This window comes from Pseudomonas sp. C32, from assembly GCF_030417915.1.
Taxonomy (GTDB): domain Bacteria; phylum Pseudomonadota; class Gammaproteobacteria; order Pseudomonadales; family Pseudomonadaceae; genus Aquipseudomonas.
In genome coordinates this window covers 341,489-368,094 of record NZ_JAUHUK010000001.1, presented here as the reverse complement: position 1 = coordinate 368,094, position 26,606 = coordinate 341,489, and the positions used below count along the sequence as shown (strand labels likewise).

Annotated in this window: 25 protein-coding genes; 12 read left to right on the top strand and 13 right to left on the bottom strand. The window is 60.1% G+C overall.

The genetic code is table 11. The annotated features are described in order from the left end of the window. Window positions 1–427: 427 nt before the first annotated feature. Entirely contained in the window at window positions 428–1,003 is a 576-nt protein-coding gene (locus QYH43_RS01710; RefSeq protein ID WP_301156042.1) for a PadR family transcriptional regulator, read from the top strand. Further along, window positions 1,000–1,782, top strand: coding sequence for a siderophore-interacting protein (locus tag QYH43_RS01705; RefSeq protein ID WP_301156040.1), 783 nt, complete (start codon window positions 1,000–1,002; stop codon window positions 1,780–1,782). Before QYH43_RS01710 ends, QYH43_RS01705 begins: the two co-directional genes overlap by 4 nt. Window positions 1,783–1,882: 100 nt before the next feature. Here QYH43_RS01705 and QYH43_RS01700 read toward each other — a convergent pair whose 3' ends face one another. Together QYH43_RS01700 and QYH43_RS01695 are read right to left on the bottom strand one after the other, a co-directional pair. Further along, window positions 1,883–2,524 (bottom strand): Pr6Pr family membrane protein, encoded by a 642-nt coding sequence (locus QYH43_RS01700; protein ID WP_301156036.1) that lies wholly within the window; start codon window positions 2,522–2,524, stop codon window positions 1,883–1,885. A gap of 2 nt (window positions 2,525–2,526) precedes the next feature. Next, window positions 2,527–2,757, bottom strand: a complete 231-nt coding sequence (locus QYH43_RS01695) for a VF530 family DNA-binding protein (protein WP_007975135.1) — start codon at window positions 2,755–2,757, stop codon at window positions 2,527–2,529. Between the two features lie 317 nt (window positions 2,758–3,074). Between QYH43_RS01695 and QYH43_RS01690 the strand changes: the two genes are divergently transcribed. The 7 genes from QYH43_RS01690 to cmoB all read left to right on the top strand — a co-directional run bounded on the left by QYH43_RS01690 (window position 3,075) and on the right by cmoB (window position 12,906). Continuing rightward, on the top strand, window positions 3,075–4,457 hold the full coding sequence (locus tag QYH43_RS01690) for a carbohydrate porin (RefSeq protein WP_095151962.1): 1,383 nt from the start codon (window positions 3,075–3,077) through the stop codon (window positions 4,455–4,457). Between the two features lie 213 nt (window positions 4,458–4,670). Beyond that, window positions 4,671–7,079, top strand: coding sequence for a glucose/quinate/shikimate family membrane-bound PQQ-dependent dehydrogenase (locus tag QYH43_RS01685; RefSeq protein ID WP_301156031.1), 2,409 nt, complete (start codon window positions 4,671–4,673; stop codon window positions 7,077–7,079). A gap of 296 nt (window positions 7,080–7,375) precedes the next feature. Next, on the top strand, window positions 7,376–9,793 hold the full coding sequence (lon, locus tag QYH43_RS01680; RefSeq protein ID WP_095058634.1) for an endopeptidase La: 2,418 nt from the start codon (window positions 7,376–7,378) through the stop codon (window positions 9,791–9,793). A 216-nt stretch (window positions 9,794–10,009) separates the two neighbouring features. After that, window positions 10,010–10,402 (top strand): protease inhibitor I42 family protein, encoded by a 393-nt coding sequence (locus QYH43_RS01675; RefSeq protein ID WP_095058633.1) that lies wholly within the window; start codon window positions 10,010–10,012, stop codon window positions 10,400–10,402. 2 nt (window positions 10,403–10,404) lie between these two features. Then, on the top strand, window positions 10,405–11,046 hold the full coding sequence (locus tag QYH43_RS01670; protein ID WP_095058632.1) for a lysoplasmalogenase: 642 nt from the start codon (window positions 10,405–10,407) through the stop codon (window positions 11,044–11,046). 163 nt (window positions 11,047–11,209) lie between these two features. Further along, the gene (cmoA, locus tag QYH43_RS01665; protein ID WP_301156028.1) at window positions 11,210–11,953 is read left to right on the top strand and encodes a carboxy-S-adenosyl-L-methionine synthase CmoA; all 744 of its coding nucleotides are present in this window, start codon (window positions 11,210–11,212) and stop codon (window positions 11,951–11,953) included. Next, on the top strand, window positions 11,950–12,906 hold the full coding sequence (gene cmoB, locus QYH43_RS01660) for a tRNA 5-methoxyuridine(34)/uridine 5-oxyacetic acid(34) synthase CmoB (RefSeq protein ID WP_301156026.1): 957 nt from the start codon (window positions 11,950–11,952) through the stop codon (window positions 12,904–12,906). The genes cmoA and cmoB overlap by 4 nt, the downstream gene beginning before the upstream one ends. Window positions 12,907–13,019: 113 nt before the next feature. Here the strand turns inward: cmoB and tadA are convergent, their stop codons facing one another. Next, window positions 13,020–13,517, bottom strand: coding sequence for a tRNA adenosine(34) deaminase TadA (gene tadA, locus QYH43_RS01655; RefSeq protein ID WP_301156024.1), 498 nt, complete (start codon window positions 13,515–13,517; stop codon window positions 13,020–13,022). Then, on the bottom strand, window positions 13,517–14,893 hold the full coding sequence (locus QYH43_RS01650; protein WP_095058628.1) for a multicopper oxidase family protein: 1,377 nt from the start codon (window positions 14,891–14,893) through the stop codon (window positions 13,517–13,519). Before QYH43_RS01650 ends, tadA begins: the two co-directional genes overlap by 1 nt. Before the next feature lie 350 nt (window positions 14,894–15,243). Here QYH43_RS01650 and QYH43_RS01645 point away from each other — a divergent pair, with 350 nt between their 5' ends. Further along, window positions 15,244–17,316, top strand: coding sequence for a TerD family protein (locus QYH43_RS01645; protein WP_301156022.1), 2,073 nt, complete (start codon window positions 15,244–15,246; stop codon window positions 17,314–17,316). Window positions 17,317–17,489: 173 nt separating this feature from the next. Here the strand turns inward: QYH43_RS01645 and guaA are convergent, their stop codons facing one another. From guaA to QYH43_RS01605, 8 genes are all read right to left on the bottom strand, one after another. After that, on the bottom strand, window positions 17,490–19,067 hold the full coding sequence (gene guaA / locus QYH43_RS01640; protein ID WP_095058626.1) for a glutamine-hydrolyzing GMP synthase: 1,578 nt from the start codon (window positions 19,065–19,067) through the stop codon (window positions 17,490–17,492). 99 nt (window positions 19,068–19,166) lie between these two features. After that, window positions 19,167–20,636, bottom strand: coding sequence for an IMP dehydrogenase (gene guaB / locus QYH43_RS01635; RefSeq protein WP_095058625.1), 1,470 nt, complete (start codon window positions 20,634–20,636; stop codon window positions 19,167–19,169). Between the two features lie 207 nt (window positions 20,637–20,843). After that, window positions 20,844–21,392, bottom strand: a complete 549-nt coding sequence (locus tag QYH43_RS01630; RefSeq protein ID WP_301156019.1) for a sugar ABC transporter ATPase — start codon at window positions 21,390–21,392, stop codon at window positions 20,844–20,846. Window positions 21,393–21,578: 186 nt separating this feature from the next. Beyond that, window positions 21,579–22,760 (bottom strand): formate-dependent phosphoribosylglycinamide formyltransferase, encoded by a 1,182-nt coding sequence (gene purT / locus QYH43_RS01625; protein ID WP_301156017.1) that lies wholly within the window; start codon window positions 22,758–22,760, stop codon window positions 21,579–21,581. A gap of 87 nt (window positions 22,761–22,847) precedes the next feature. Next, entirely contained in the window at window positions 22,848–23,315 is a 468-nt protein-coding gene (locus QYH43_RS01620; protein WP_301156015.1) for a VUT family protein, read from the bottom strand. A 146-nt stretch (window positions 23,316–23,461) separates the two neighbouring features. Then, window positions 23,462–23,677 carry a DUF1289 domain-containing protein gene (locus tag QYH43_RS01615; protein WP_053162270.1) on the bottom strand — a complete coding sequence of 72 codons (216 nt, stop codon included), beginning with the start codon at window positions 23,675–23,677 and terminating at the stop codon, window positions 23,462–23,464. Next, a complete protein-coding gene (locus QYH43_RS01610) occupies window positions 23,674–24,198 on the bottom strand; it encodes a gamma carbonic anhydrase family protein (RefSeq protein WP_095058621.1) in 525 nt (174 codons plus the stop codon). The genes QYH43_RS01615 and QYH43_RS01610 overlap by 4 nt, the downstream gene beginning before the upstream one ends. 54 nt (window positions 24,199–24,252) lie before the next feature. Beyond that, the gene (locus tag QYH43_RS01605; protein WP_095058620.1) at window positions 24,253–24,852 is read right to left on the bottom strand and encodes a CoA pyrophosphatase; all 600 of its coding nucleotides are present in this window, start codon (window positions 24,850–24,852) and stop codon (window positions 24,253–24,255) included. Window positions 24,853–24,999: 147 nt separating this feature from the next. Here QYH43_RS01605 and QYH43_RS01600 point away from each other — a divergent pair, with 147 nt between their 5' ends. Continuing rightward, entirely contained in the window at window positions 25,000–25,551 is a 552-nt protein-coding gene (locus QYH43_RS01600) for an NUDIX hydrolase (protein ID WP_301156012.1), read from the top strand. 108 nt (window positions 25,552–25,659) lie between these two features. After that, complete coding sequence (locus tag QYH43_RS01595) at window positions 25,660–26,163, top strand: L,D-transpeptidase family protein (protein WP_095058618.1); 504 nt, start codon at window positions 25,660–25,662, stop codon at window positions 26,161–26,163. A 129-nt stretch (window positions 26,164–26,292) separates the two neighbouring features. Here the strand turns inward: QYH43_RS01595 and QYH43_RS01590 are convergent, their stop codons facing one another. Next, entirely contained in the window at window positions 26,293–26,604 is a 312-nt protein-coding gene (locus tag QYH43_RS01590; protein WP_095058617.1) for a YqfO family protein, read from the bottom strand. Window positions 26,605–26,606: the final 2 nt, after the last annotated feature.

Below are 26,606 nucleotides of genomic sequence, written 5' to 3'. Positions count from 1 at the left end.
GAACTTTCAATGCCGGCAATGATCCGGCATTCCTTCTTGAAAGTAAGCAGGCAAGTTCCGACAACCACGTAGCCCAAGAACGATCTACTCGGCAGGAAGAATTCTGAAATAACGGAAAAGTCACTGTTTAGCTGTAAGAGAGAGACTACAAACCCAATAACAAACGACGCATCTAAAACACAATGTCACAGCAACTTCTGTAAGACCAATACCACACACCCAACAAACAATAGTGCAAAACTCGCAATTAGAGAGTTAACACTAATTTCTAGTTATTTACTCTAATTAAAAATTGTTCGCTTTCGTAGATTTCAGGGCTCAGCCCTCATCGCGTTGACCTGCTTGACACCCACCGTTGGTCAGAAGCCCTTGCTCTCTCGCAAAGATATATCTTAAGTTGTATCTAAACACGACGAGAGAAGACGAAATGAGAGACCATCATTCCCCCCACCGCGAACACGGCGACGGCCGCGACGGCTTCGAGAAACGCCCCGGCCGCGAGCGCGGTGGCCGCGGTCCACGAGTATTTGCCCCCGGCGATTTGAAGCTGCTGCTGCTGGCCTTGATCGCCGAACAACCGTGCCACGGCTACGACCTGATCCGCCAGATCGAAGGCCTGTTCGACGGCGCCTACAGCCCAAGCCCCGGTGTGATTTACCCGACCCTGACGTTCCTCGAAGAAAGCGAGTTGATCCAGGGTGACGCCGAAGGCGGAAAAAAACGCTACACAATTACCGACGCCGGACGTCTTTCCTTGCAGGACCAAGCCGTTGCGCTGGATGGCGTGCGCATGCGCATCGAGGTGAGCAAACGTTCGTTGCGCGGGCATGATCGACCGCCGGAAATCCATGAGGCGGTGCACAACCTGCGCCACGCATTGCAGCTACATCACGGACGCTGGAGCCCCGAAGAAATCCTGCGGGTGCGCGACCTGCTCAACAACACGGCCAAAGCTATTGTCGACGGCCCCGCCGTTCAACCCGCTCAGGAGCAAGCCGAATGACTGAAGTGATTCAAACCATTCACCGCGTCATGCACGAAATCAAACGCCGTCGTCTGGAAGTGCTGCGGGTGGTTGACCTGACGCCGCGCATGCGTCGCATCACCCTGGGCGGACCAGAGCTTGCGGGCTTCGTCAGCCTGGGCACCGATGATCACGTCAAACTGATGTTCCCGCAGAACGCCGAGCAAGCCGCCGCGCTGGAGACATTGGTGCTGGGGGCAGGCAAGGACAACGGCCCGATGCCGGAAATGCGCGACTACACCCCGCGGCGCTATGACCTGAATACGTTGGAGCTGGACATCGATTTTGTCCTGCACGGCGACGGCCCTGCGTCGACCTGGGCGGAACAGGCGAAACCGGGGCAGTTCCTGTACATCGGCGGGCCTCGGGGTTCGATGATCGTGCCGGATATCTTCGACAGCTATTTGCTGATCGGCGACGAAACCGCCCTCCCCGCCATCGCCCGGCGTCTCGAAGGCCTGGCGGCCAATCGACGTGCATTGGTGATCATCGAGGTGGAGAACGGCAAGGAACAGCAAGTGCTGCAAAGTGCTGCCGAGGTCAATGTGATCTGGGTGCTGCGCGAAGGTGGGCAAGACCATTTGCTGACCACCGTGCGCCAGATGCAGGTGCCCGCTGGCAGTCTGTATGCCTGGGTGGCGACGGAGAGCAAAGTCTCGCGGCAGATTCGTCGGGTGTTGCTGGATGAGCATGGACTGGACGATCAGTACGTCAAAGCCGTTGGCTACTGGAAGCTGGATAGCAGCGACGCGGAGTAGCAACCTGTAGGAGCGAGCATGCTCGCGAAAAACCTGAGAACGCCGCGGGGTGCCAGGCTCGAAGCGTTATCGTTGACGTCCATCGCGAGCAGGCTCGCTCCTACAAAGAGCGGGCGCGCCAGCGATCCAAGCCGATCACCACCAACCCAATCACCACAAACCCCACCATCAACCCGCCGGCATTCACAAACACCTGTGGATAACCCAACTTATCCACATCGATGAACGGATAGGGATAAACCGCCAGCAAATGCCCGCGCCACATCGAATAGGCGAAGTACACCAGCGGATAAATCAACCACACCGAAATATGCCAGACACGCAAAGTGCCCTTGGGCACGCAGCACCACCAATAGCCCAGAAACAGCAGCGGCATCACGTCATGCAACAACTCATCGGCCAGCCATTGCCAACCTTCGGGATGCCACAAGTGGCGTAGTAGCACGTTGTAGGTGAGGCTCACCACCGCGATGCTCACCGCAATCGCACTGCTGACCCAGGGTTGCAAAAACCAGCGCCGTGCCGCCGAATCGCGGGACGTGAGTTCACAGGTCAACACCGTCGCCACCAGGGTATTGCTCAGCACCGTGAAGTAGCTGAAGAAGCTGACCAGACCACCGATCAGACTCGCGTCCAGCGTCCAGCGCGAGTGGAAGATCAGGTACATCTGAATGCTCAATCCCACCCAGCCAAGCACGGCCGCCACCGCCACAAAACGACGCCGCACCGACGGATTGACCATGTTCAGAGTGGACGCTTGGTGCGCATCAGCTTCACGTACAGACGCTCGACTTTCTCCCGCGCCCACGGCGTTTTGCGCAGGAACGTCAGGCTCGACTTAATGCTCGGGTCACTCTTGAAGCAGCGAATATCGATGCGCTCGGCAAGCCCCGACCACTCGTAATGTTCAACCAGCGCATTGAGGATCTGTTCCAGCGTCACGCCATGCAGCGGATCAATGTTGTGTTCGGTCATGCCGGGCCTTCGAGCAGTGTGAGGATTGGGAAGTCGCGCACCTTACGTCAAATGTAGGTGAAACGGAAAAGATCGCAGTCTCGCTTCACTCGACAGCTTCTACATTGGAATGCGTTCACCTGTTGGAACTGTCGAGTGAAACGAGGCTGCGATCTTTTCCCGCTGACTGTTACCAAATCCGAAACGCTCCATGTCAGCAAAAGCCCTTTCTCTATTTGTAACAGAACATTATCCTTGCGCCCGCCTTAGCTGAAACGCTTCATCCATCAACTGCACTTCCCGATTACTTCCAGAAAAAGATCAAGAATCTCTTCCCTATGCCTTACGTAAAAAGCTTGCGAGACAGCGCTGTCTTACCATCTGTTGCCCATCGAAACGTCATGAATCTGCTCAGTGGGTTCACCGCGCTTGGCGTCGCCACTTGCGCACAAGCGGCGCCGGCCTTCGACAGCGACTCGCCGTGGATGCTCGGCGACTGGAACGGCACTCGCACAGAACTCGCGGAAAAAGGCTACGACTTCAAAGTCGATTACACCGGCGAAATGGGCAGCAACCTGCATGGCGGCTACGACGACGATCGCACTGCGCGTTACAGCGACCAGTTTGCCCTGGGGACCCACCTGGACTTGCAGAAAATCCTCGGCTGGAACGACGCCGAATTTCAGCTGACCATCACCGAACGCAGCGGCAACAACATCAGCAACGACCGCATCAACGATCCGCGTGTCGGCGGCTTCACGTCCGCCCAGGAAGTCTGGGGGCGCGGCCAGACCTGGCGTTTGACACAGATGTGGTATCAGCAGAAGTTCCTCGATCAAACGCTCGACATCAAGGTCGGCCGTTTTGGCGAAGGCGAAGATTTTAACAGCTTCCCTTGCGACTTCCAGAACCTGGCGTTCTGCGGCTCTCAGGTCGGCAACTGGGCGGGCAGCATCTGGTACAACTGGCCGGTCAGCCAGTGGGCGATGCGGGTCAAATATCACCTGACGCCGGAGCTGTACGCGCAAGTCGGCGTGTATGAGCAAAACCCGTCGAACCTTGATCGCGACAACGGGTTCAAGCTCAGTGGCAGCGGCACCCAGGGCGCGATCCTGCCGGTGGAGCTGGTGTGGACGCCGAAGCTCAATGGTCTGCCGGGCGAGTACCGCGCCGGCTATTACTACAGCAACGCCGACGCCACCGATGTCTACAAAGACAGCAACGGCCAGCCTGCCGCCCTGAGTGGCGAGGCCTACCGCAGCGCATCGAGCAAGCACGGCATGTGGCTCGGCATCCAGCAGCAAATCACCAGCCTCGCCAGCGACCATTCGCGCGGTCTGAGCGTATTCGCCAACGGCACGATGCACGACAAAAAGACCAACGCCATCGACAACTATGTCCAGGCCGGCGTCGTCTACAAAGGTGTGTTCGACGCACGCGCCAAGGACGACATCGGCTTCGCCATGGCCCGCGTCCACGTCAACCCGGCTTATCGCAAGAACGCTGAGGCGACCAACCAGGCGCGCGCCGTCTACGACTATGACGATCCGTCCTACCTGCCACCCCAGGACACCGAATACAGCGCCGAGCTGTATTACGGCGTGCACGTCACAAACTGGCTGACCGTGCGCCCGAACCTGCAATACATCCGCCATCCCGGTGGCGTGAACGAGGTTGATGACGCACTGATCGGCGGGATCAAGATCCAGTCATCGTTCTAAAAAACACCAAAAACCCTGTAGGAGCCGGCTTGCCGGCGATGGCGGTGTATCAGTCGACACACATGCCCGCTGACACACCGCCATCGCTGGCAAGCCAGCTCCTACAAGGGATTGCGTCAACCCAATCGGTTTTATCTGAACCATGCCCCAGCAAGATCGTCATCTACAGTGAACTTGCGCGGGACTCTTTGAAACATCACGGAGAATCACACTATGAGCACAGATAGTGCCTTGAGTCGAAGCCGTCTATTGCCGACCCTGCTCGGCATTTTGCTTCTGCTGATGGGCCTGGCCATGCTGGCCGGGGGGATCAAGCTGAGCATGCTCGGCGGCTCGCTGTATTACCTGCTGGCCGGTATCGGCCTGGCATTGACCGGCGCGTTGTTGATCGCCGCTCGCCGCGCAGCGCTGGGCCTGTACGCACTGGTGCTGTTCGCCAGCACCGTGTGGGCATTGTGGGAAGTCGGCCTCGACTGGTGGCAACTGGTGCCGCGTCTGTCGCTGCTGTTTGGACTGGGCATCGTCATGTTGCTGCCTTGGTTCCGCCGTCCGCTGCTGCTCAGCGGCGCTGCACCGATGGGCACGGGCGCACTGAGCGTCGCCGTGGTGCTCGCGGGCGCGACGGCACTGGCCAGCCAGTTCACCAACCCCGGTGAAATCAAAGGCCAACTGGACCGCGACAGCGTGCCGGGCATGACCAACACCGCCCCGGCCATGCCCGACGGTGACTGGAACTCCTACGGCCGCAGCGCCCACGGCGACCGTTACTCGCCGCTGGCGCAGATCACGCCGCAGAACGCCCACAAACTGGTCGAAGCCTGGTCTTATCGCACCGGCGACCTGCCAGGGCCGAATGACCCGGGCGAAACCACCGCCGAAAATACCCCGCTGAAAGTCAACGGCATGCTCTACGTGTGCACGCCGCACAGCCAGGTGATTGCACTGGACCCGGACACCGGCAAGGAAATCTGGCGTTTCGATCCGAAGCTCTCCACGCAGAACGCGGCGAACTTCAAGGGTTGGGCGCACATGACCTGCCGTGGCGTGACCTATCACGATGACGCCGTGTATGCCTCCGAGCAGAGCCCGACCGGTTCGGCCAGCCCGGCCCCGGCCAACGCTTGCCCGCGCCGCATCTTCCTGCCGACCGCCGACACCCGTCTGATTGCCCTTAACGCCGACACCGGCAAGATGTGCGAAGACTTCGGCGACAAGGGCCAGGTCGACCTGCGCGCCAACATCGGCGGCTTCACGGCCGGCGGTTACTACTCCACTTCGCCACCCGCAGTCACCAAGGACCTGGTGGTGATCGGCGGTCACGTCACCGACAACGTCTCCACCGACGAGCCAAGCGGCGTGATCCGCGCATTCGACGTGCACACCGGCAAACTGGTGTGGAACTGGGACAGCGGCAACCCGGACGACACCACGCCGATTGCCGAAGGTGAGGTCTACACCCGCAACTCGCCGAACATGTGGTCCATGTTCGCCGTCGATGAAAAACTCGGCATGCTTTACCTGCCGATGGGCAACCAGACCCCGGACCAGTTCGGTGGTGATCGCACCCCTGAATCGGAACTGCACGCAGCCGGCCTGACTGCCCTGGACATCGCCACCGGTCAAGTGCGCTGGCACTTCCAGTTCACTCACCATGACCTGTGGGACATGGACGTCGGCGGCCAGCCGACCCTGATGGACCTGAAAACCGCTGACGGCGTCAAACAAGCGGTATTGGCATCGACCAAGCAAGGCAGCATCTACGTGCTGGACCGCAGCACCGGCCAGGCCATCGTGCCGATCAATGAAGTGCCGGTGCCGCAGGGCGCAGTGGAAGGCGACCACACCTCGCCGACCCAACCGAAGTCCGACCTCAACCTGATGCCGCCGCCGCTGCAAGAGCGCGACATGTGGGGCGTTACACCGTTCGACCAACTGATCTGCCGGATCGACTTCAAATCCATGCGCTACGACGGCCCGTTCACACCGCCATCGCTGCAGGGTTCGATTGTGTATCCGGGTAACTTCGGTGTGTTCGACTGGGGCGGTATCTCGGTTGACCCGGTGCGTCAGATCGCATTCGTGAACCCGAGCTACATGGCGTTCAAATCGAAAATGATCCCGGCCGCTGAAATCGCCGCCCAAGGCCCGCGCAAAAGCGAAACCGAAGGCGTGCAGCCGAACAAAGGCGCGCCATACGGCGTAGTCCTTGAAGCGTTGCTGTCGCCAATGGGCCTGCCATGCCAGGCGCCAGCGTGGGGTTACGTGGCAGCGGTCGACCTGACCACCCAGCAGATTATCTGGAAGCACAAGAACGGCACCGTGCGCGACAGCTCGCCGGTTCCGATTCCGTTGAGCATGGGTGTGCCAAGCCTGGGCGGCACCTTCACCACCGCCGGTGGCGTCGGTTTCCTCAGCGGCACCCTCGACCAGTACCTGCGTGCCTACGACGTGAAAAACGGCAAGCAGCTGTGGGAAGGCCGCCTGCCGGCCGGCGCGCAAACCACGCCGATGACCTACACCGGCAAGGACGGCAAGCAATACGTGCTCGTCGTCGCCGGCGGCCACGGTTCGCTGGGCACCAAGCAGGGTGACTATGTGATTGCGTACAAACTGTCCGAGTAAGATTTAGCGACAGAAAAACCAAAGGCGACGCCCTCACAGGCGTCGCCTTTTTTTGATCGTGTGAAAAACACTGTAGGAGCCGGCTTGCTGGCGATGGCGTGTCAGGCGACATCACCGCAGCTGACACACCTTCGCCAGCAAGCCGGCGCCTACAGATGAATTCATCTGTCACAGTCTCCAGCCAACCTGTCTGTGCGCTGAACACTCCGTCAAAACACCCTCTTGCACAAATTGACCGTTGAAACCACCGCCAACCTGCCCCATCTAAGACCCATACCCATTGCGCAGGTGCCCCCATGAGCGACCAGCAAGAATTCCCCGAAGAGCCGAGCGAATACGCCGATCCAGAGAACGCCGAACACCACACCACCGGCAAAGGCCTCGCCCTGCCTGGCCAAAACCTGCCGGACAAGGTCTACATCATCCCGATCCACAATCGCCCGTTCTTCCCGGCCCAGGTGCTGCCGGTCATCGTCAATGAAGATCCGTGGGCCGAGACGCTGGATCTGGTGGCCAACTCCGAACACCACACCCTGGCCCTGTTCTACATGGACACGACCCAGGAAGACCCGCGCCATTTCGACACCTCGGCCCTGCCGCTGTACGGCACGCTGGTCAAGGTGCACCACGCCAGCCGCGAAAACGGCAAACTGCAGTTCGTCGCCCAGGGCCTGACCCGCGTCCGCCTCAAGACCTGGCTCAAACACCATCGCCCGCCGTACCTGGTGGAAGTCGAATACCCGCACCAGCCGAGCGAGCCGACCGACGAGGTCAAGGCCTACGGCATGGCGTTGATCAATGCGATCAAGGAACTGCTGCCGCTCAACCCGCTGTACAGCGAAGAGCTGAAGAACTACCTCAACCGCTTCAGCCCCAACGACCCATCGCCGCTGACCGACTTCGCCGCGGCCCTGACCTCGGCCACCGGCAGCGAGTTGCAGGAAGTGCTCGACTGCGTGCCGATGCTCAAGCGCATGGAGAAAGTCCTGCCGATGCTGCGCAAGGAAGTCGAAGTCGCGCGTCTGCAAAAAGAGATTTCCGCCGAAGTGAACCGCAAGATCGGCGAGCATCAGCGTGAGTTCTTCCTCAAGGAACAGCTCAAGGTCATTCAGCAGGAACTGGGCCTGACCAAGGACGACCGCAGCGCCGACATCGAACAGTTCGAACAGCGGCTGGTCGGCAAAGTCTTGTCACCCCAGGCACAGAAGCGCATCGAAGAGGAAATGAACAAGCTGTCGATCCTCGAGACCGGCTCGCCGGAGTATGCGGTCACGCGCAACTACCTCGACTGGGCGACCTCGGTGCCGTGGGGCGTTTTCGGCGAGGACAAACTCGACCTCAAGCACGCCCGCAAGGTGCTGGACAAACACCATGCCGGCCTCGACGACATCAAGGACCGCATCCTCGAATTCCTCGCGGTCGGTGCCTATAAAGGCGAGATCAGCGGATCCATCGTTTTGCTGGTGGGGCCACCGGGCGTGGGCAAGACCAGCGTCGGCAAATCCATCGCCGAATCCCTCGGTCGGCCGTTCTATCGCTTCAGCCTCGGCGGCATGCGTGACGAAGCCGAGATCAAGGGCCACCGCCGCACCTACATCGGCGCGCAACCGGGCAAACTGGTGCAGGCGCTCAAAGACGTCGAAGTGATGAACCCGGTGATCATGCTCGACGAGATCGACAAGATGGGCCAGAGCTACCAGGGCGACCCGGCCTCGGCCTTGCTGGAAACCCTCGACCCGGAACAGAACGTGGAATTCCTCGACCACTATCTGGATCTGCGGATGGACCTGTCGAAAGTGCTGTTCATCTGCACCGCCAACACCCTGGACTCGATCCCCAGTCCGTTGCTCGACCGGATGGAAGTAATTCGCCTGTCCGGTTACATCACCGAAGAAAAAGTCGCCATCGCCAAGCGCCACCTGTGGCCCAAGCAGCTTGAGAAAGCGGGAGTGTCCAAAGGCAGTCTGAGCATCAGCGACAATGCCTTGAAGGCGTTGGTCGACGGTTATGCCCGTGAAGCCGGCGTACGTCAGCTGGAGAAAAACCTCGGCAAACTGGTGCGTAAAGCGGTGATGAAACTGCTCGACGATCCAAAGGCCGTGATCAAGCTCGGCACCAAAGACCTCGAAACGTCCCTCGGCAAGCCGGTGTTCCGTAACGAGCAAGTGCTGTCGGGTGTCGGCGTGATCACCGGTCTGGCCTGGACCAGCATGGGCGGCGCGACTTTGCCGATTGAAGCGACACGTATCCATACGCTCAACCGTGGCTTCAAGCTCACCGGGCAATTGGGCGATGTGATGAAAGAATCGGCGGAAATCGCCTACAGCTACGTCAGCTCGCACCTGAAGATGTTCGGCGGCGATGCGAAGTTCTTCGATGAGGCTTTCGTGCACTTGCATGTGCCGGAAGGTGCGACCCCCAAAGATGGCCCGAGCGCCGGCGTGACCATGGCCAGTGCCCTGCTGTCGCTGGCCCGCAACCAGCCGCCGAAAAAAGGCGTGGCGATGACTGGCGAACTGACGTTGACCGGGCATGTACTGCCGATTGGCGGCGTGCGCGAGAAGGTCATTGCGGCGCGGCGGCAGAAGATTTTTGAACTGATCTTGCCTGAGGCCAACCGCGGGAGCTTCGAAGAGCTGCCGGAGTATTTGAAGGAAGGCATCACCGTGCATTTCGCCAAGCGGTTTGCGGATGTGGCGAAGGTGCTTTTCTGATGTGCCTCTAGCGCCTGCATTACCGCCATCGCGAGCAAGCTTGCTCCTACAGTGATTGGGGGTGCTCACAGATTATGTGTCCACCGCAAAACCCTGTAGGAGCTGGCTTGCCAGCGATGGCGTCGGCACTGACAACGCCGACTTCCCTGACTGTCACAATTTGTCTCAACTCGGTTATGCTCGCCGTTCGTCGTGAACGCCGGAGCCACTGACCTTATGTCCCCCACTCGCCTGTTGATCCCCCTCGCCCTCGCCTTGCTGGCCGGATGCGCCACGCAACCTGCACAGAACGTGACCGTGGAAAAACAAAGCGAATGCCCGGTGCAGCTCAGCAACGGACAAAACCTGATCCTGACCCTGCCGAGCAACCCCACCACAGGTTACCGCTGGGCCGTCCAGGATTCAGCCGGTGGCGTATTGCACGCATTAGGTCCAGAGGTTTACCGAAATCCGGAGGATGCCGGCGTCGTGGGCGCGGCAGGTGTGTCGACCTGGCGCTTCCAGGCCTTTGCTCCCGGCAACGGGCGCCTGCGCCTGACCTCGCAACAGCCTTGGGCGCCGGAAGTGTTGCCGGTGGAAACCTTCGACTGCGCGATCTCGGTTAACTGACCGTGGGCTGGCTGATTCTGGCGCTGATGGGCGCGGTGACCTTTCTCTACGGCCTGAGCGTCCATGCGTCTCTGCTGTGCCTGCTGGTCAAGCCGCTGCCGGTGCTGGCCCTTCTCGGCTGGCTACACGACGCGCCACCCAGCGATTACCGGCGCTGGATCAGTCTCGGATTGATTTTCTCCCTGCTCGGCGATGTGCTGCTGGCGTGGCCCGGGGATTTGTTTGTGTTCGGCCTCGGGGCGTTTCTGGTCGCGCATCTGGCTTATCTGAAAGCCTACTTGAGCGACTGTCGGCGTCTGGCGCTGTTGCCGCTGATCATCGCCCTCGGCGTTGGCGCGGTGTTGTTGGGGATTCTGATTTCCCACGGGCTTGGGCCATTGCTGGTGCCGGTGATTGTCTATGGCCTGGCGATCAGCGCCATGCTTTGGCGCGCACTGGCCCGGCTCGGGACCGAGGTGCCCAAACGTTCGGCGCTCTTGGCGGCAGCAGGCGCGGTGGCGTTTGTGTTTTCCGATAGCGTGATTGGCATCAGTCGTTTCGTGGTGCCGTTTGATGCCGCGCCTTACGTGATCATCCTCAGCTACTGGCTTGGGCAATGGGGGATCACCGCTTCGGCTTTCAGCCAAAAAACGCATTCAGCATAAAAAAGATCGCAGCCTGCGGCAGCTCCTACGGGGATCGGGTTTCCAATGTAGGAGCTGCCGCAGGCTGCGATCTTTTGATTTTGCGCTTTATCAGACAACCCGCGCATCCCTGCGCCAACTTGGCTAAAATGCCGGCCTTTTCACCGATACCGCCGGAACCGCCGTGAGCAAAGAATCCGATCGCCTTTTCGCCCAGCCTTTGACCCAGGTGCCTGACTTCGCCTTCAACGAGGACGTGGTGCGGGTGTTCCCGGACATGATCAAGCGCTCGGTGCCCGGTTATCCGACCATTGTGGAAAACCTCGGCGTGCTCGCCGCGCAATTCGCCCAGCCCAATAGCGTGCTCTACGACCTCGGCTCGTCCCTTGGCGCCGTGACCCAGGCCCTGCGCCGTCATGTGCGCACCGACGGTTGCCGCGTCATCGCTGTGGATAACTCCGCCGCCATGGTCGAGCGCTGCCGCGAATACCTCAACGGTCAGGATTCGATGTTCCAGGAGTTGCTGCCGGTCGAAGTGATCGAAGGCGATATCCTCGCCCTGCAATTCCAGCCAGCCTCGGTGGTGGCGCTGAACTTCACCCTGCAATTCATTGCCCCGGATCAGCGCACGGCGTTGCTGTCGCGTATCCGCCAGTCACTATTGCCCGGCGGTGCATTGATCCTCTCGGAAAAACTGCGCTTCGAAGACGAGCAGGAGCACGCGCTGCTCACCGACCTGCACATCGCCTTCAAACGCGCCAACGGCTACAGCGAACTGGAAATCTCCCAGAAGCGCAGCGCCATCGAAAACGTCATGAAACCCGACAGCCTCGAAGAACACCGCGAACGCCTGTTGGCCGCCGGGTTCTCGAAAGTCGTGCCGTGGTTCCAGTGTCTTAACTTTGCCTCGTTGATTGCCTTGCCATGATTGATCTGTCCCCCCTCGCCCGCCGTCTGGCCGGCACGCCGCTGGCCGATTGGGCCAACACCCTGCAAGCACAACTCGACAAGAAAATGGAGAAGGGTCACGGCGACCTGGAGCGCTGGCAGAGTGCGCTGGATGCCTTGCCGAAAATCCAGCCGAGCGAAGTCGATTTGCTCAACGGCTTGAAGCTCGACACCGATTGCGACGATGAAACCCGTGCACAAATGCGCACGGCGTTGATGGGCCTGTCGCCTTGGCGCAAGGGGCCGTTCGACCTGTTCGGCGTGCACGTCGACACCGAATGGCGTTCGGACTGGAAGTGGTCGCGGGTCGCCCAGCACCTCGACTTGAAGGGCAAGCGCATTCTCGATGTCGGCTGCGGCAACGGCTATTACATGTGGCGCATGCTCGGCGCCGGCGCCGGCAGCGTGATCGGCGTCGATCCGAACTGGCTGTTCTTCTGCCAGTTCCAGGCGGTGCAGCGTTACCTGTCAGAGCCGAATGCCTGGCACCTGCCCTTCCCGTTCGAAGACCTGCCGCCGAACCTCGAAGGCTTCGACACGGTGTTTTCCATGGGCGTGTTCTACCACCGCCGTTCGCCCATCGAGCATTTGCTGGCGCTGAAGGATTGCCTGGTCAAGGGTGGTGAACTGGTGCTGGAAACCCTGGTGATCGAAGGCGACCAACAGCAGGTGCTGGTGCCGGAGGACCGATACGCGCAAATGCGCAACGTGTGGTTCTTGCCGTCAGTTCCGGCGCTGGAACTGTGGCTGCGCCGCGCCGGGTTCACCGATGTGAAATGTGTGGACGTCAGCACCACCACAATCGAGGAACAGCGCGGTACGGAGTGGATGAAGTATCAGTCGTTGAGTGACTTCCTTGATCCCGAGGATCACAGCAAGACCGTTGAAGGATTGCCGGCGCCGATGCGGGCGGTGATTGTCGCGAAGAAATGATCCACAAACACCTGTAGGAGCTGGCTTGCCAGCGATATCGGTGGTTCAGTCGACATCGCGGTTGTGTGTGCCGACGCTATCGCTGGCAAGCCAGCTCCTACAGAGGGCGGTGTTTAGTCTGCAGGTTTTGCGCGGCGGGCCTTGAAGAACTCGCTCAACACCGCCCCGCACTCCTCCGCCAACACCCCGCCCTCATACAACACCCGGTGATTCAAAAAGCCCTGGGTGAAAAACTGCCCCTGGCTCTGCACAATCCCCGCTTTCGGCTCCAGCGCGCCGTACACCACCCGCGCAATCCGCGAATGCACGATCAGCCCCGCACACATGCTGCACGGCTCCAGCGTGACGTAGAGCGTGCTGCCCGGCAGACGATAGTTGCTCACGGCCTGAGCCGCATTGCGGATCGCAACCATCTCGGCGTGGGCGCTAGGGTCGTTGCCACTGATCGGGCAGTTGAAACCGCGACCGATGATCTCACCGTCCTGCACCAGCACCGCGCCCACCGGCACTTCACCGAGAGCGGCGCCTTCAGCGGCCAACACCAATGCTTCACGCATGAAATCGCGATCACGGCTGCGATCGATGATCGCGGCGGGACGAATCTGACGCATCACGCCACCTCGATGGCGGCCATCAGGCCGGTTTCCATATGATCGATCACATGGCAATGGAACATCCACACCCCCGGATTATCCGCCACCAGCGCCACTTGAGCGCGCTCGTTCTTGCCCAGCAGATAGGTGTCAGTGAAATACGGAATGACCTTGTGCCGGTTCGAGGCGATCACTTTGAAACTCATGCCGTGCAAGTGAATCGGGTGCTGATACTGAGTCATGTTCTTCAATTCGAAAATGTAGCTCTTGCCCTTTTCGAGCTTGGCAATCGGGCGGTCGGCGCAGGTCTTGTCCGTGATGTCCCAGGCCTTGCCATTGATCTGCCACAGGCTGGGCGGCTTGCCGTTGTCGACGTTGACCGACACCGAGCCGACCCATTCGAAATTGAAGTTGAGTTTCTCGGCGTTGGCCAGGTCCGGCTCGGCGATCGGGTTGGCCGGCAGTGCCGGTGGCCACTCGGTCGGCGCGTCGGTATTGGCCACCGAACGGAACGTGCCCAAGCGCACCGGGCCGTTACGCAACGACAACTCTTCACCGGCCGGCGGGGCCTTGATTGCCAGGCAAATGCGCATGCCGGGACCCAGCCAGTATTCCTTGCCCAGTGGGCGCGGCTCGATGGGATTGCCGTCCAGCGCGTAGATCTGCGCTTCGACGCCGGGAATATTCAGGCGATAGGTCAGCGTGTTATCGAGATTGAGCAAGCGCACGCGGGTGACCTGTCCGGCCGGCAATTCGATCACCGCTTGTGGCACGCCGTTGATCGTCGACAGCCGCCCCGCCGTACCGCCACGGGCCGCTTCTCGGGGAATGCTGAACGCAACGAAGTTACCCACATCGTCGACATGCCAGCTCTTGAGACTCAAGGTTTTTTCGTACCTGAAACCGGTCGGCTCGCGCTCTTCGATGATCAGCGGCCCCACCAGCCCCCGGCCAAGTTCTTCGCTGCTGTTCACATGCGGGTGGTACCAATAACTGCCGGCATCCGGCACGCGAAACTTGTAGTCGAAGTATTCACCCGGCAATACCGGCAGCTGCGACACATAAGGCACACCGTCCATCTCCAGCGGCAGGCGGATGCCGTGCCAGTGAATGGTGGTCGCGACCGGCAGATGATTGATGAAGCGCACCCGCAGCCATTCACCCTGGCGCACACGCAATTCGGTGCCCGGTGCCGATGGGCCGAAGGCCCAGGCCGGCGTCTTGTGCCCGGCCACCAGTTCGACGTCCAGCGGTGCCGCGATCAGTTCGTAATCGTGACCCGCCTCGGCGTCAGCCATCTTGCCCAGCCAGTAGCGCGACGCGCCCCCAGCACCGACACCAACGACAACAAGACCGGCCAGGCCACCGAGGATTTGGCGACGGGTAAACGACATGAACTCAACTACCTCACGTATCAGCAACAGGCCCGGAGGGCCGCAAAAGGCAAATACGATACACCTGCAACTGCGAAACAGTAAGGAATCCTGGATGAAAAAACGCAGGCACTTTGCTTGCCCGGCATGGTGAAGCAGCTTGTTACTGTTGCGATGTACAGCAACCTGACAAACAGGAACAGCCTCCCGTAGAATCCCTTCGTGGCTATGGAACACCTTCCTTCTAAACCTCCTATGACCTAGGGGTTCCGCTCTCCACACCGCGCCTGCTTCTTGCAGGCGTTTTTATATCGGCTGTAGACACGATGCTGCAGCTCGTTCACGACGGAGGCCAAGGGAGAAAATCAAGGATGAATCAGGAGCTGTTCCTGCGTCGCCGTACCAAAGTTCACGTCCCGATGGGCACTGGCGGTGCCACGCCCGCTCAGGTCGCGTCGGCTGTCCGGGAAGTCGCTGCATTCCGATGTGTACTATCAGAGCCTCTGATTGAGCAAATCGGCATGTTGTCAGCGACAGAACTCAAGCACTGGCTGCGCGACATTGTCGGAGTGCTTCGGCGGGAGACTGGCGCTCATGTGCACCACCGGCCGTTTTATCCTGACTTTCCGGAGCAAGTTCTGACGGCCTCAGAGGCGCAGTTGTACCTGAACGCCGTCATCCACTGCCTCACGCTTTGGCGTTTACCACCGACTGGACACTCTCGACCTGCATTGCTTGAAGGCAACTTCATTTCCCGCGTTATCGAACCGGGAAGCGTCTTTGAGTTCGAGTCACTGCTCGAGCCGCTGGTTTCATCGCGTACCTCGCTCTCCGAAGAGGAAGCTGCCGATGTCGTCTGGTTTATTCGAGAGTACAAAAGCGATGTGTTCCGTCTGCTGCCTGAGACCATCCCATTTCGGGAGATCCGTGCACGGGTTGGCGGCGCACTGATCCTGCATGTCGCCAGTGACGCACGGGTGGACGCATTCCTGGAGCGAAACGTCGAAACGGCGACTGACGTGCTACGGCTGGCGGTCGCGCTGAATGGAGGAGACGTGTCGCTGACGACAACTTCGACACGTTTCACCGCGATGAAGCGCTCAATGCGCCGTCTCCTGTTGCGCCTGCTCGAGCACATACCCAACGCTGTAGAAGACGTGATGCGCCATGCTGAGCGCTGGAAACGTCTGGCTGAAGTACTGCATCCGGGCGACTACGCCGATAAGTACCCACGAGCGCTAGCCGCCATCACGGCAGCGCGTCGCAACGAAGCGCCAGCCTCATTTGGATCACGTGTCGAAACATTGCTTGCCCAGCGTCACATCGCCACGCTTATGCCAATACTTCAGAGCCGTCCTGGTGAGTTCGCACGACGGCTGGACGCGACCCTGCGGCGCGCGACGGAACCAGAGTCGGTTCTCGACGCGTTCGAGGCTGTAGCGACACAAGTGTCGTCACCTGTCCTGCTGCAGTTGCTGGCCCAAGTACGCTCTCCGCGCCCCCTGCCCCTGCGGGCCTTCACACCGAAAGGTTCATTCGCCAAAATCTATGGCATCAAGGATCGACGCGAACCGCTCACACCCGACGTGTTGGCTCGTGCAGCCCGAATCTGCGAAGACGCTCTCGTAAAACGTTTTGCGTCGCTGCCGCCACTAGGCCGCTGTTTCATCGATCCAGCATTACGCGAATACCGGGTGCCGCTGGCGCAGCGTGCCTCATCGAAATCGCTACGTACGCTGGTGCGGGGCAGTCGGTTGCCTATACCTGACACACGTTTCATTCGTCTGTTCCTGTGGTGGAAAAATGGCTGTGAACGCACGGACATCGACTTGTCCGCCGCATTTTTCGACGCCAACTTCGTGTTCACACAAACGGTCGCGTACTACAACCTGAAGGGTTTCGGTGGCTACCACAGCGGCGACATCGTCGACGCGCCCGACGGGGCTTCGGAGTTCATCGACCTCGACCTTAATGTCCTCGTCAAGAAAGGTATCCGCTACGTCGTCACGTCTATCAACTCATACACCGAGCAGCCGTACTGCGATCTTCCAGAATGCTTCGCTGGCTGGATGGCCCGCGCCGACGCAGCATCGGGTGAAGTATTCGAGCCGCGCTCCGTGTTCGACCGTATCGATATCGCATCCGACACACAGATCTGCCTGCCATTTGTTTTGGACTTGCAGGAACGACGCGTGATCTGGGCCGATCTGGGGCTGACTTCATCTCCCCGGTGGAACAATGTCGAGAACAACCTCAGTGGGATATCGTTGATGCTGCGGGCTTTGGTGCATACACCACGGCCTGATTTGGAAACTCTGTTCGACTTGCATGTTCGAGCACGGGGGGAACGAGTGGCTTCGCCGCAGCAGGCACAGGCGGTGTTTGCGCCTGATCAAGGGATAACGCCGTTCGATACGGATTTGATTCGATCACAGTTTCTCTAAAAACTACGCCAGCCTTTGCCATCCACCGAAAACGACGAATCTTGCTTCGGCGCTTTCCACCCAAAAACAAAAATGCCAGTCAGCAAAACTGACTGGCATTGGCTAAAACCCTCCTGCGCCCCTCCGAATCTAACGTTGAACTCTAGAGGGTGCCGGCTTTGTGGGTCGCCTCATCATTCCCACTCAATGGTCGCTGGCGGCTTGCTCGACACGTCGTAAGTAACGCGGGAGATGCCTTCGATTTCATTGATGATGCGCCCGCTGACGGTTTCCAGCAGTTCGTAAGGCAGGTGTGCCCAACGCGCGGTCATGAAGTCGATGGTTTCCACGGCACGCAGGGCCACGACCCAGGCGTAACGACGGCCATCGCCGACCACGCCAACCGATTTCACCGGCTGGAACACCACGAAGGCCTGGCTGACCTTGTGGTACCAGTCGGCTTTGCGCAGTTCTTCGATGAAGATGTGGTCGGCGCGACGCAGCAGGTCGGCGTATTCCTTCTTCACTTCACCGAGGATGCGCACGCCCAGGCCCGGGCCCGGGAACGGGTGACGGTAGACCATGTCGTACGGCAGGCCCAGCTCCAGGCCCAGACGACGGACTTCGTCCTTGAACAGTTCGCGCAGTGGCTCGACCAGTTTCAGGTTCATTTCTTCCGGCAGGCCGCCCACGTTGTGGTGCGACTTGATCACGTGAGCCTTGCCGCTTTTCGCGCCAGCCGACTCGATCACGTCCGGGTAGATGGTGCCCTGGGCGAGGTACTTGATGTTGTCCAGTTTATTGGACTGGGCATCGAACACGTCGATGAAAGTACGGCCGATGATCTTGCGCTTCTTCTCCGGGTCGGCTTCGCCGGCCAGGTTGTTCAGGAACTGATCTTCAGCATTGGCGCGGATCACCTTGACGCCCATGTTCTCGGCGAACATGGCCATCACTTGCTCGCCTTCGTGCAGACGCAGCAGGCCGTTGTCGACGAAAACGCAGGTCAGTTGGTCGCCGATGGCCTTGTGCAGCAGCGCGGCAACCACGGACGAATCCACGCCGCCGGACAGGCCGAGCAGGACGTTGTCGGTGCCGACCTGGGCGCGAACCTGGGCGATGGCGTCTTCAGCGATCTTCGACGGAGTCCACAGCGCTTCACATTCGCAGATGTCGAGGATGAAGCGCGACAGGATGCGACCGCCCTGCTTGGTGTGGGTCACTTCCGGGTGGAACTGCACGCCGTAGTAGCCGCGAGCATCGTTGAACATGCCGGCAATCGGGCAGCTCGGGGTGCTGGCCAGGATGTGGAAGTCTTCCGGCATGCGGGTAACTTTGTCACCGTGGCTCATCCACACGTCGAGGCCGAACAGGCCATCGGCGTCGATGTGGTCTTCGATGCCGTCGAGCAGGCGGCTCTTGCCGACCACGTCTACGCGGGCGTAACCGAACTCACGCAGCTCGGAACCTTCAACCTTGCCGCCCAGTTGCTCGGCCATGGTCTGCATGCCGTAGCAGATACCGAAGACCGGTACGCCGAGGTCGAAGACTGCTTGCGGACAGCGAGGGCTGTTGGCTTCGTGGACCGACTCTGGGCCGCCAGCGAGGATGACGCCTTTAGGAGCGAATTCGCGGATCGCATCTTCGTCCATGTCGAACGGGTGCAGTTCGCAGTACACGCCGATTTCACGCACGCGGCGGGCGATCAGCTGGGTGTACTGGGAACCGAAGTCGAGGATCAGGATGCGGTGGGCGTGAATGTCGAGGGCCATGATTCAGTCTCGTCTAAAAAATTCGGAAACAGTCGTGATTCAGAAACAACTCGGGGCTGAATAGAACAGCCCCGGTTGCTTAGCTTGTTGCTTGAAGGCTCAACCTACGCGGTAGTTTGGCGCTTCTTTGGTGATCTGCACGTCGTGAACGTGGGACTCGGCCATGCCTGCGCCGGTGATCCGCACGAACTCAGGCTTGGTGCGCATCTCTTCGATGTCGGCACTGCCGGTGTAACCCATCGAGGAACGCAGGCCGCCCATCAGCTGGTGGATGATCGCGCTCAGGGTGCCCTTGTACGGAACACGCCCTTCGATGCCTTCCGGAACCAGCTTCTCGGCGCCTGCCGAAGAGTCCTGGAAGTAACGGTCGGAGGAACCTTGAGCCTGGGACATGGCGCCCAGCGAACCCATGCCGCGATAAGCCTTGTACGAACGACCCTGGAACAGTTCGATCTCGCCCGGCGCTTCTTCAGTACCGGCGAACATCGAGCCCATCATCACGCAGGAAGCACCAGCCACGATGGCCTTGGACAGGTCACCGGAGAAACGGATGCCGCCGTCGGCGATCAACGGAACGCCTGTGCCTTCAAGGGCAGCGGCGACGTTGGCGATGGCACTGATTTGCGGGACGCCGACACCGGCGACGATACGGGTGGTGCAGATCGAGCCTGGGCCGATACCGACCTTGACGGCGTCAGCGCCGGCTTCGGCCAGGGCCTTGGCAGCAGCGCCGGTGGCGATGTTGCCGCCGATGACCTGCACTTCAGGGAAATTCTGTTTGACCCAGCGGACGCGGTCGATCACACCTTTGGAGTGACCGTGGGCGGTGTCGACCACCACCACGTCAACGCCGGCGTTGACCAGGGCGGCAACGCGGTCGCCGGTGTCTTTACCGGTACCGACAGCAGCGCCCACGCGCAGACGACCTTGATCGTCCTTGCTGGCCAGCGGGTAAGCCTTGGCTTTTTCGATGTCGTTGACGGTCATCATGCCTTTGAGGGCGAACTTGTCGTCGACGATCAGCACGCGCTCGATGCGGTGCTTGTGCAGCAGTTCACGCACATCGTTCTTGTCGGCGCCTTCCTTGACCGTGACCAGGCGCTCTTTAGGCGTCATCACTTCACGGACAGTGGCTTCCAGACGGTTCTCGAAACGCACGTCACGGGAGGTGACAATGCCGACCAGGTCGCCATCGTGCAGCACCGGAACGCCGGAGATGTTGTGCATGCGGGTCAGGTCGAACAGTTCGCGCACGGTAGCGTCGGCGTCGATGGTGATCGGATCCTTGACCACACCGGCTTCGTAACGCTTGACCTTGCGCACTTCGGCAGCTTGCTGCTCGATGGTCATGTTCTTGTGGATGATACCGATACCACCTTCCTGAGCCATGGCGATTGCCAGACGGGCTTCAGTGACGGTGTCCATGGCGGCGGAGACCAATGGAATATTCAGTTCGATGCCACGGGTAAGGCGGGTCTTGAGACTGACTTCGTTAGGAAGCACCTCGGAATAACCGGGCACTAGGAGAATGTCGTCGAATGTCAGAGCTTCTTGGCTGATACGCAGCATCGCGGGGGCTCCCGAGCGGGAAAATGGAAGCGCGCCATTATAGTCAGACACCCTCTCGGGTTCAATGTAAAACTCTGTCTATTATCGACGCGGTGATCGACGGGAGATTTGAAGAGCATCGCCAGCAAGCCGGCTCCTACGGATTTGGGGTGATCTTGTAGGAGCCGGCTTGCTGGCGATCAACGATAACGCGGTCCATCAGACGCGCTACAACTCGACCTTCACCCAACTGACCGGCTGATCGAGCCAATCGGCAAACTCATCGAGAAAGCTCTGCTTGAAGCCGGCTTCGGCCCAGTTATTGAAGATGAAACCGAGGTTGGAGAAGCCGCATTCCTGCAGGAACAGAAAGCCGTTGATGTCGTCTTCATGCCCGCATTCCGGGCAGGTGAAGTTATCGGTGCGCCCCGGCATCCAGTCTTCCAGGCTTTCAAACAAGGCCTCGCCCACTTCCTTGCGACACTCGGCGCAGCCCGCTTCTTCAAGGAAACCCTTGGCTGGCGTATAGATGCAACGCTTGGTGACGATCTCCAGGCCGTTGACCGGTTCGCCGAACGGCAGCGCCTCCGGGTGCAGGACCACCGCGCGGGCACCGTCGGCGATGGCATAGGCCATGCGATTGCCGGTGCGTCCACAAGTGGTCAGTTCTTCCTGGATGATGTTCTTGCGCACCAGCCAACGCACGATCGCCCGGGCCCGGGGCTCGTGCACCGGCAGCGTGGAGATTTTCGGGACGATGATGCTTTGCGAATTCATGGGGTACAGGCCTGGAGCATGGATAAATGTCCTGTAGGAGCGAGCCTGCTCGCGATGGTCGTTAACGAAAACGCGGGGGAATCTGGTTCCCCGCGGTGTTCTTGAGTCCATCGCGAGCAGGCTCGCTCCTACAGGTAGAGCAATGGCGCGATGCCCATAGAAGGTATAGGCCCGCCGGAGAGGTTTTTACAGCTCGACAACAACCGCCTGCGAAGCACGGGTCGCCTTGGCGCGAGCGGCTTCGATCGACTCGTCGCGCGCCAGGGCCACGCCCATGCGGCGCTGGCCGTTGACTTCAGGCTTGCCGAACAGGCGCAGCGCGGTATCCGGCTCGTTCAACGCAGCACCCAGGTTGGCGAATGCGGTCTGGGTCGACTGCCCTTCCACCAGGATCACCGCCGAGGCCGAAGGCCCGAACTGACGAATCAACGGAATCGGCAGGCCGAGAATGGCGCGAGCGTGCAGGGCGAACTGCGACAGGTCCTGAGAAATCAGGGTCACCAGACCCGTATCGTGCGGGCGCGGCGAGACTTCGCTGAACCACACCTGATCGCCCTTGATAAACAACTCAACGCCAAACAGACCACGGCCGCCCAAGGCTTCGGTGACTGCTTTGGCAACGCGCTCGGATTCCGCCAAGGCAACCGGGCTCATGGCTTGCGGCTGCCAGGATTCCTGATAGTCGCCCTTCTCCTGACGGTGGCCGACCGGCGCACAGAACGTAGTCCCGCCGACGTGACGCACGGTCAGCAGGGTGATTTCGTAGTCGAAGTCGATGAAGCCTTCGATGATCACGCGACCCTTGCCGGCGCGTCCGCCTTCCTGAGCGTAATCCCAGGCTTGCTTCACGTCATCGGCGCTGCGCAACAGGCTTTGGCCTTTGCCCGAGGAACTCATGACCGGCTTGACCACGCACGGGAACCCAAGGTCTTCGACAGCCTTGCTGTAGTCCTCGAAGGTGTCGGCGAAGTGGTACGGCGAGGTCGGCAGGTCCAGCTCTTCGGCAGCCAGGCGACGGATACCTTCGCGGTTCATGGTCAACTGCGCGGCGCGGGCAGTCGGGATCACGGTGAAGCCTTCGGCTTCCAGCTCCACCAGGGTCGCCGTGGCGATGGCTTCGATCTCCGGCACGATGAAGTGCGGCTTCTCGGCTTCGATCACCGCACGCAGGGCTGCACCGTCGAGCATGTTGATCACGTGGCTGCGATGGGCAACCTGCATGGCCGGCGCATTCGCGTAGCGGTCCACGGCAATCACTTCAACGCCCAGGCGTTGCAGCTCGATCACCACTTCCTTGCCCAACTCGCCACAGCCACACATCAATACGCGGGTCGCGGTCGGCGACAATGGAGTTCCGATACGGGTCATCTGAAGGTCCTCAAGATGCGGATCATCAAGGGTCGCGTCGCCATGCGCGCTTCCCATGGGGAGAAAGCGCGGCATTTTACATGAACTTCAGCTGACGACAGCCTGTTTGCGCAGGCGCCAGGCCATGATCAACCACACAGCCGTGACACCGGCGAACTTTGAACCGAGGGCAGTGAGGATCACACCCGGCGTCAGCGCGTCGATCATGCCGAAGAAGATGAGGGTATCGAGGGGAATGCTCAGGGCCGAACTTATCCACAGGCGGTCGTGCAACGGGCGTTTGGTGATGCTGAACACCAGCCAGTCGATGCACTCGGACACCGCGAACGCCGTGGCGCTGGCCAGGGCGATGGATGGATCGGACGTTGCATAGGACAGCACCAGCGCCGCCAGCATCGCCACAATCGCGCCATGGCCGAAGCGGGTCTGCACCATGTCGCGCAGGATAAACACCAGCCCACCCCAGGCCGACCAGATGATGTCGAGATGCGGGGCGGTGGAAAAGGCGTAGTTGATCAGCACGACGCTGCTGATGTAGGCGATCAGGAAGAGCATGGAAATACCTGTCAGATTGGCGCACAGGATACTGTAGGAGCGAGCATGCTCGCGATGGTCGTGAACGATAACGTGGCAATCCTGACACCCTGCTGCGTTCACGGGTTCATCGCGAGCATGCTCGCTCCTACAGTGAAAGCCGTTCGTCAATTCCCGGGTTTTGCGCCGATCATCCAGACAAGCCCACTGGCCTTCGCCCGCTCATGACACAACCCCAACACCTTGCGGCGCTCGTCGTTGTCCATGCGGCTCCAGCGGGTAATCTCTTCCACGGTACGCTGGCAACCGGTGCAGATGTCATCGTCGTCCAGCGCGCAAATGTTCACGCAGGGCGATGCGACCGGGCGTTCGTTAGTGGTCATTCTTCCTGCTCGGCCAGATCGCGGGCATAGCGCTGGGCGTTGTGCACGTAGTGAGCCGCACCCGCCTCGAGCATTTTCTTCTGCGCCTCGGTCAGTTCACGCACCACCTTGCCGGGCGAACCCATGACCAGCGAACCGTCGGGGATCTCCTTGCCTTCACCGATCAGCGCATTGGCGCCGATGATGCAGTTCTTGCCGATCTTCGCGCCATTAAGCACGACCGCGTTGATGCCGATCAGGCTGTTATCGCCTACGGTGCAGCCGTGGAGCATCGCGTTGTGGCCGATGGTCACGCCGGTGCCGATGGTCAGCGGATAACCCATGTCGGTGTGCATCACCGTGCCGTCCTGGACGTTGCTGTTCTTGCCGATCAGGATCAGCTCGTTGTCGCCACGCAGCACGGCGTTGAACCAGACGCTGGCACCCTCTTCCAGTTTGACCCTGCCCACCAGCACGGCATTGGGTGCCACCCAGCTTTGCGGGTGAGTTTCGACGCGGGCGTCGCCCAGGCGGTATTTCATCTTGTTGTCCTCAAGGCTCAGGCAGCCGCGATGTCAGCCATTCGAATGATGGCTTCAGGTATTGATAAAACTTTTGGGAGGCTGGTGCAGACTGATTTTCGCGTCATACAGCAGGTTGATCAACTCGACGATCATGATGGCCGTCAGGCCCCAGATCTTGAACTCGCCATAGCGATAGCTCGGCACGTACCAACTGCGGCCCTGATAGTCGATGCGGTGGGTATGTTCGCGCGGGTCCTTGCGGAAGAATTCCAGGGGCACGCTGAACACTGCAGCGATCTCGGCATCGTTGGCCTGGTATTCGACGAAGTCGGGAATCACCCCGACATAGGGCGTGACCCTGATGCCATGCAGGGAGATCAACGGGCTGAGCGGGCCGATCACTTCGACCAGCCCCGGCGGCAAACCGATTTCTTCCTCGGCTTCGCGCAGGGCGGTGAAAATCAGGTCGGGGTCTCCGGGGTCACGGCGGCCGCCCGGAAAGGCCACTTCGCCACCGTGGGTCGAGAGCCCGCTGGCGCGCAATGTCAGCACCAGTTCCGGCTCGTCACTGCGAGTGATGGGTACCAGCACCGCTGCCTCGGGGAAACGACGGTCAGTCTCCAGCGTACGTGGAATATGATTACTTACCCGATGCAGTAGCTCATCCAGCATGAGTGTTCTCGATCTGTGCCTTACCCTGCATCATGCACCAATCATTGCGGTCGCCCAACCCCCGAAACAGCCCCATGTCGCGAAACGACAACTTGCCGACAGACACCGCCGCACGCCAAGATAGGCGCAGCATTCAGGAACCCAAGCATGAAATTTTGCAGCCAGTGCGGTAACCCGGTGACCCAGCGCATTCCCGAGGGCGATTCGCGCCTGCGTTTTGTCTGCGACAGCTGTCACACGATTCATTACCAGAACCCCAATATCGTCGCTGGCTGCGTGGCGACCTGGGGCACCAAGGTGTTGTTGTGCCGCCGCGCCATCCAGCCACGCCTCGGCTATTGGACCCTGCCCGCCGGTTTCATGGAAAACGGCGAGACCATCGAGCAGGCAGCCATTCGTGAAACCGCCGAAGAAGCCTGCGCCCGCGTGCGCAACCTGAGCATCTATACCCTGATCGACGTGCCGCACATCAGTCAGGTGCATGTGTTCTTCCGCGCCGAACTGACGGACCTGGACTTCGCCCCCGGCCCCGAGAGCCTGGAAGTGCAATTATTCGACGAAGCGGACATCCCTTGGGACGAGCTGGCTTTCCGCACGGTGGGCCGTACCTTAGAATGCTTCTTCGCTGACCGGCGGACCGAGGTCTATCCCGTACGGTCCGAATCGATCCCGCCGCTTGCTCAGCCTGTCATCACTTGATACATACTGGATACTCCTGAAGCCGCCGAAAGATCGCAGCCTTCGGCAGCTCCTACAAAAACACCTATAAATATATGTAGTCGCGACACCTCCTGGGGAATCGTTTCAATGCGCTGGTTGCTTGCCCTATTCTGTTTGTCGTTCGTCTCGGTATCCCAGGCTTCTGCCGTGGAAACCCTGAACGGCAAGGTCATCGAGAAAATTCTGGTTCTCAAGTCTTCCCATCAATTGCAATTGATCAATGACGGCAAGCCGATCAAGACCTATCGCATTTCCCTGGGCAAACGCCCCACGGGTCCGAAGCTGATGGAAGGCGACAAACGCACGCCGGAAGGTTTCTACTGGGTTGACTGGCGCAAGGTCAGCGAACGCTTCAACCTGGCGATGCATGTTTCCTACCCGAACATCAGCGACGCCGCCCGTTCACGGCGCGAAGGGGTTGATCCTGGCGGCATGATCATGATCCACGGGACTCCGGACACCGAAGAAAACCCGGAAAACCTGTTCCACACCCTGGACTGGACCGACGGCTGCATCGCCATGCGCAACATGGACATGCGCGAAGTCTGGAACCTGGTGCCGGACGGCACGATGATCGAGATTCGCCCCTGACCTCGTGTTGAGTTGGGGCTTTTGTGGCGAGGGGGCTTGCCCCCTCGCCACAGAGATCACATTCCTACGGGCATTAAAAAACCCGCTGAAATCGCTTTCAGCGGGTTTTTCGTTTCAACGGCGGAAAGATCAGAAATCCTCCAACCGCCACACCTCATAAGCCGGTGTTTCGTAGGGATGGCTCTGTTTAAGCGCCGCCACTACCGAGTGAATCAGCTCATCGGCGACCACCAGCTCAACCTTCCATTCCTCGACCTGTTCGACCTGCCCCGCTTCGCCAATGAACGGCTGACTGCCGTCCAGTGGGCGAAACTGACCCTGGCCCAACACCTGCCATGCACAGTGATCGTAAGCACCGATCCGCCCGCCACCGGCGGCGAATACGGCACTTTTGACCACGTCGACATGACTGTCGGGAACAAAGAAGCTGAGCTTGTACACGG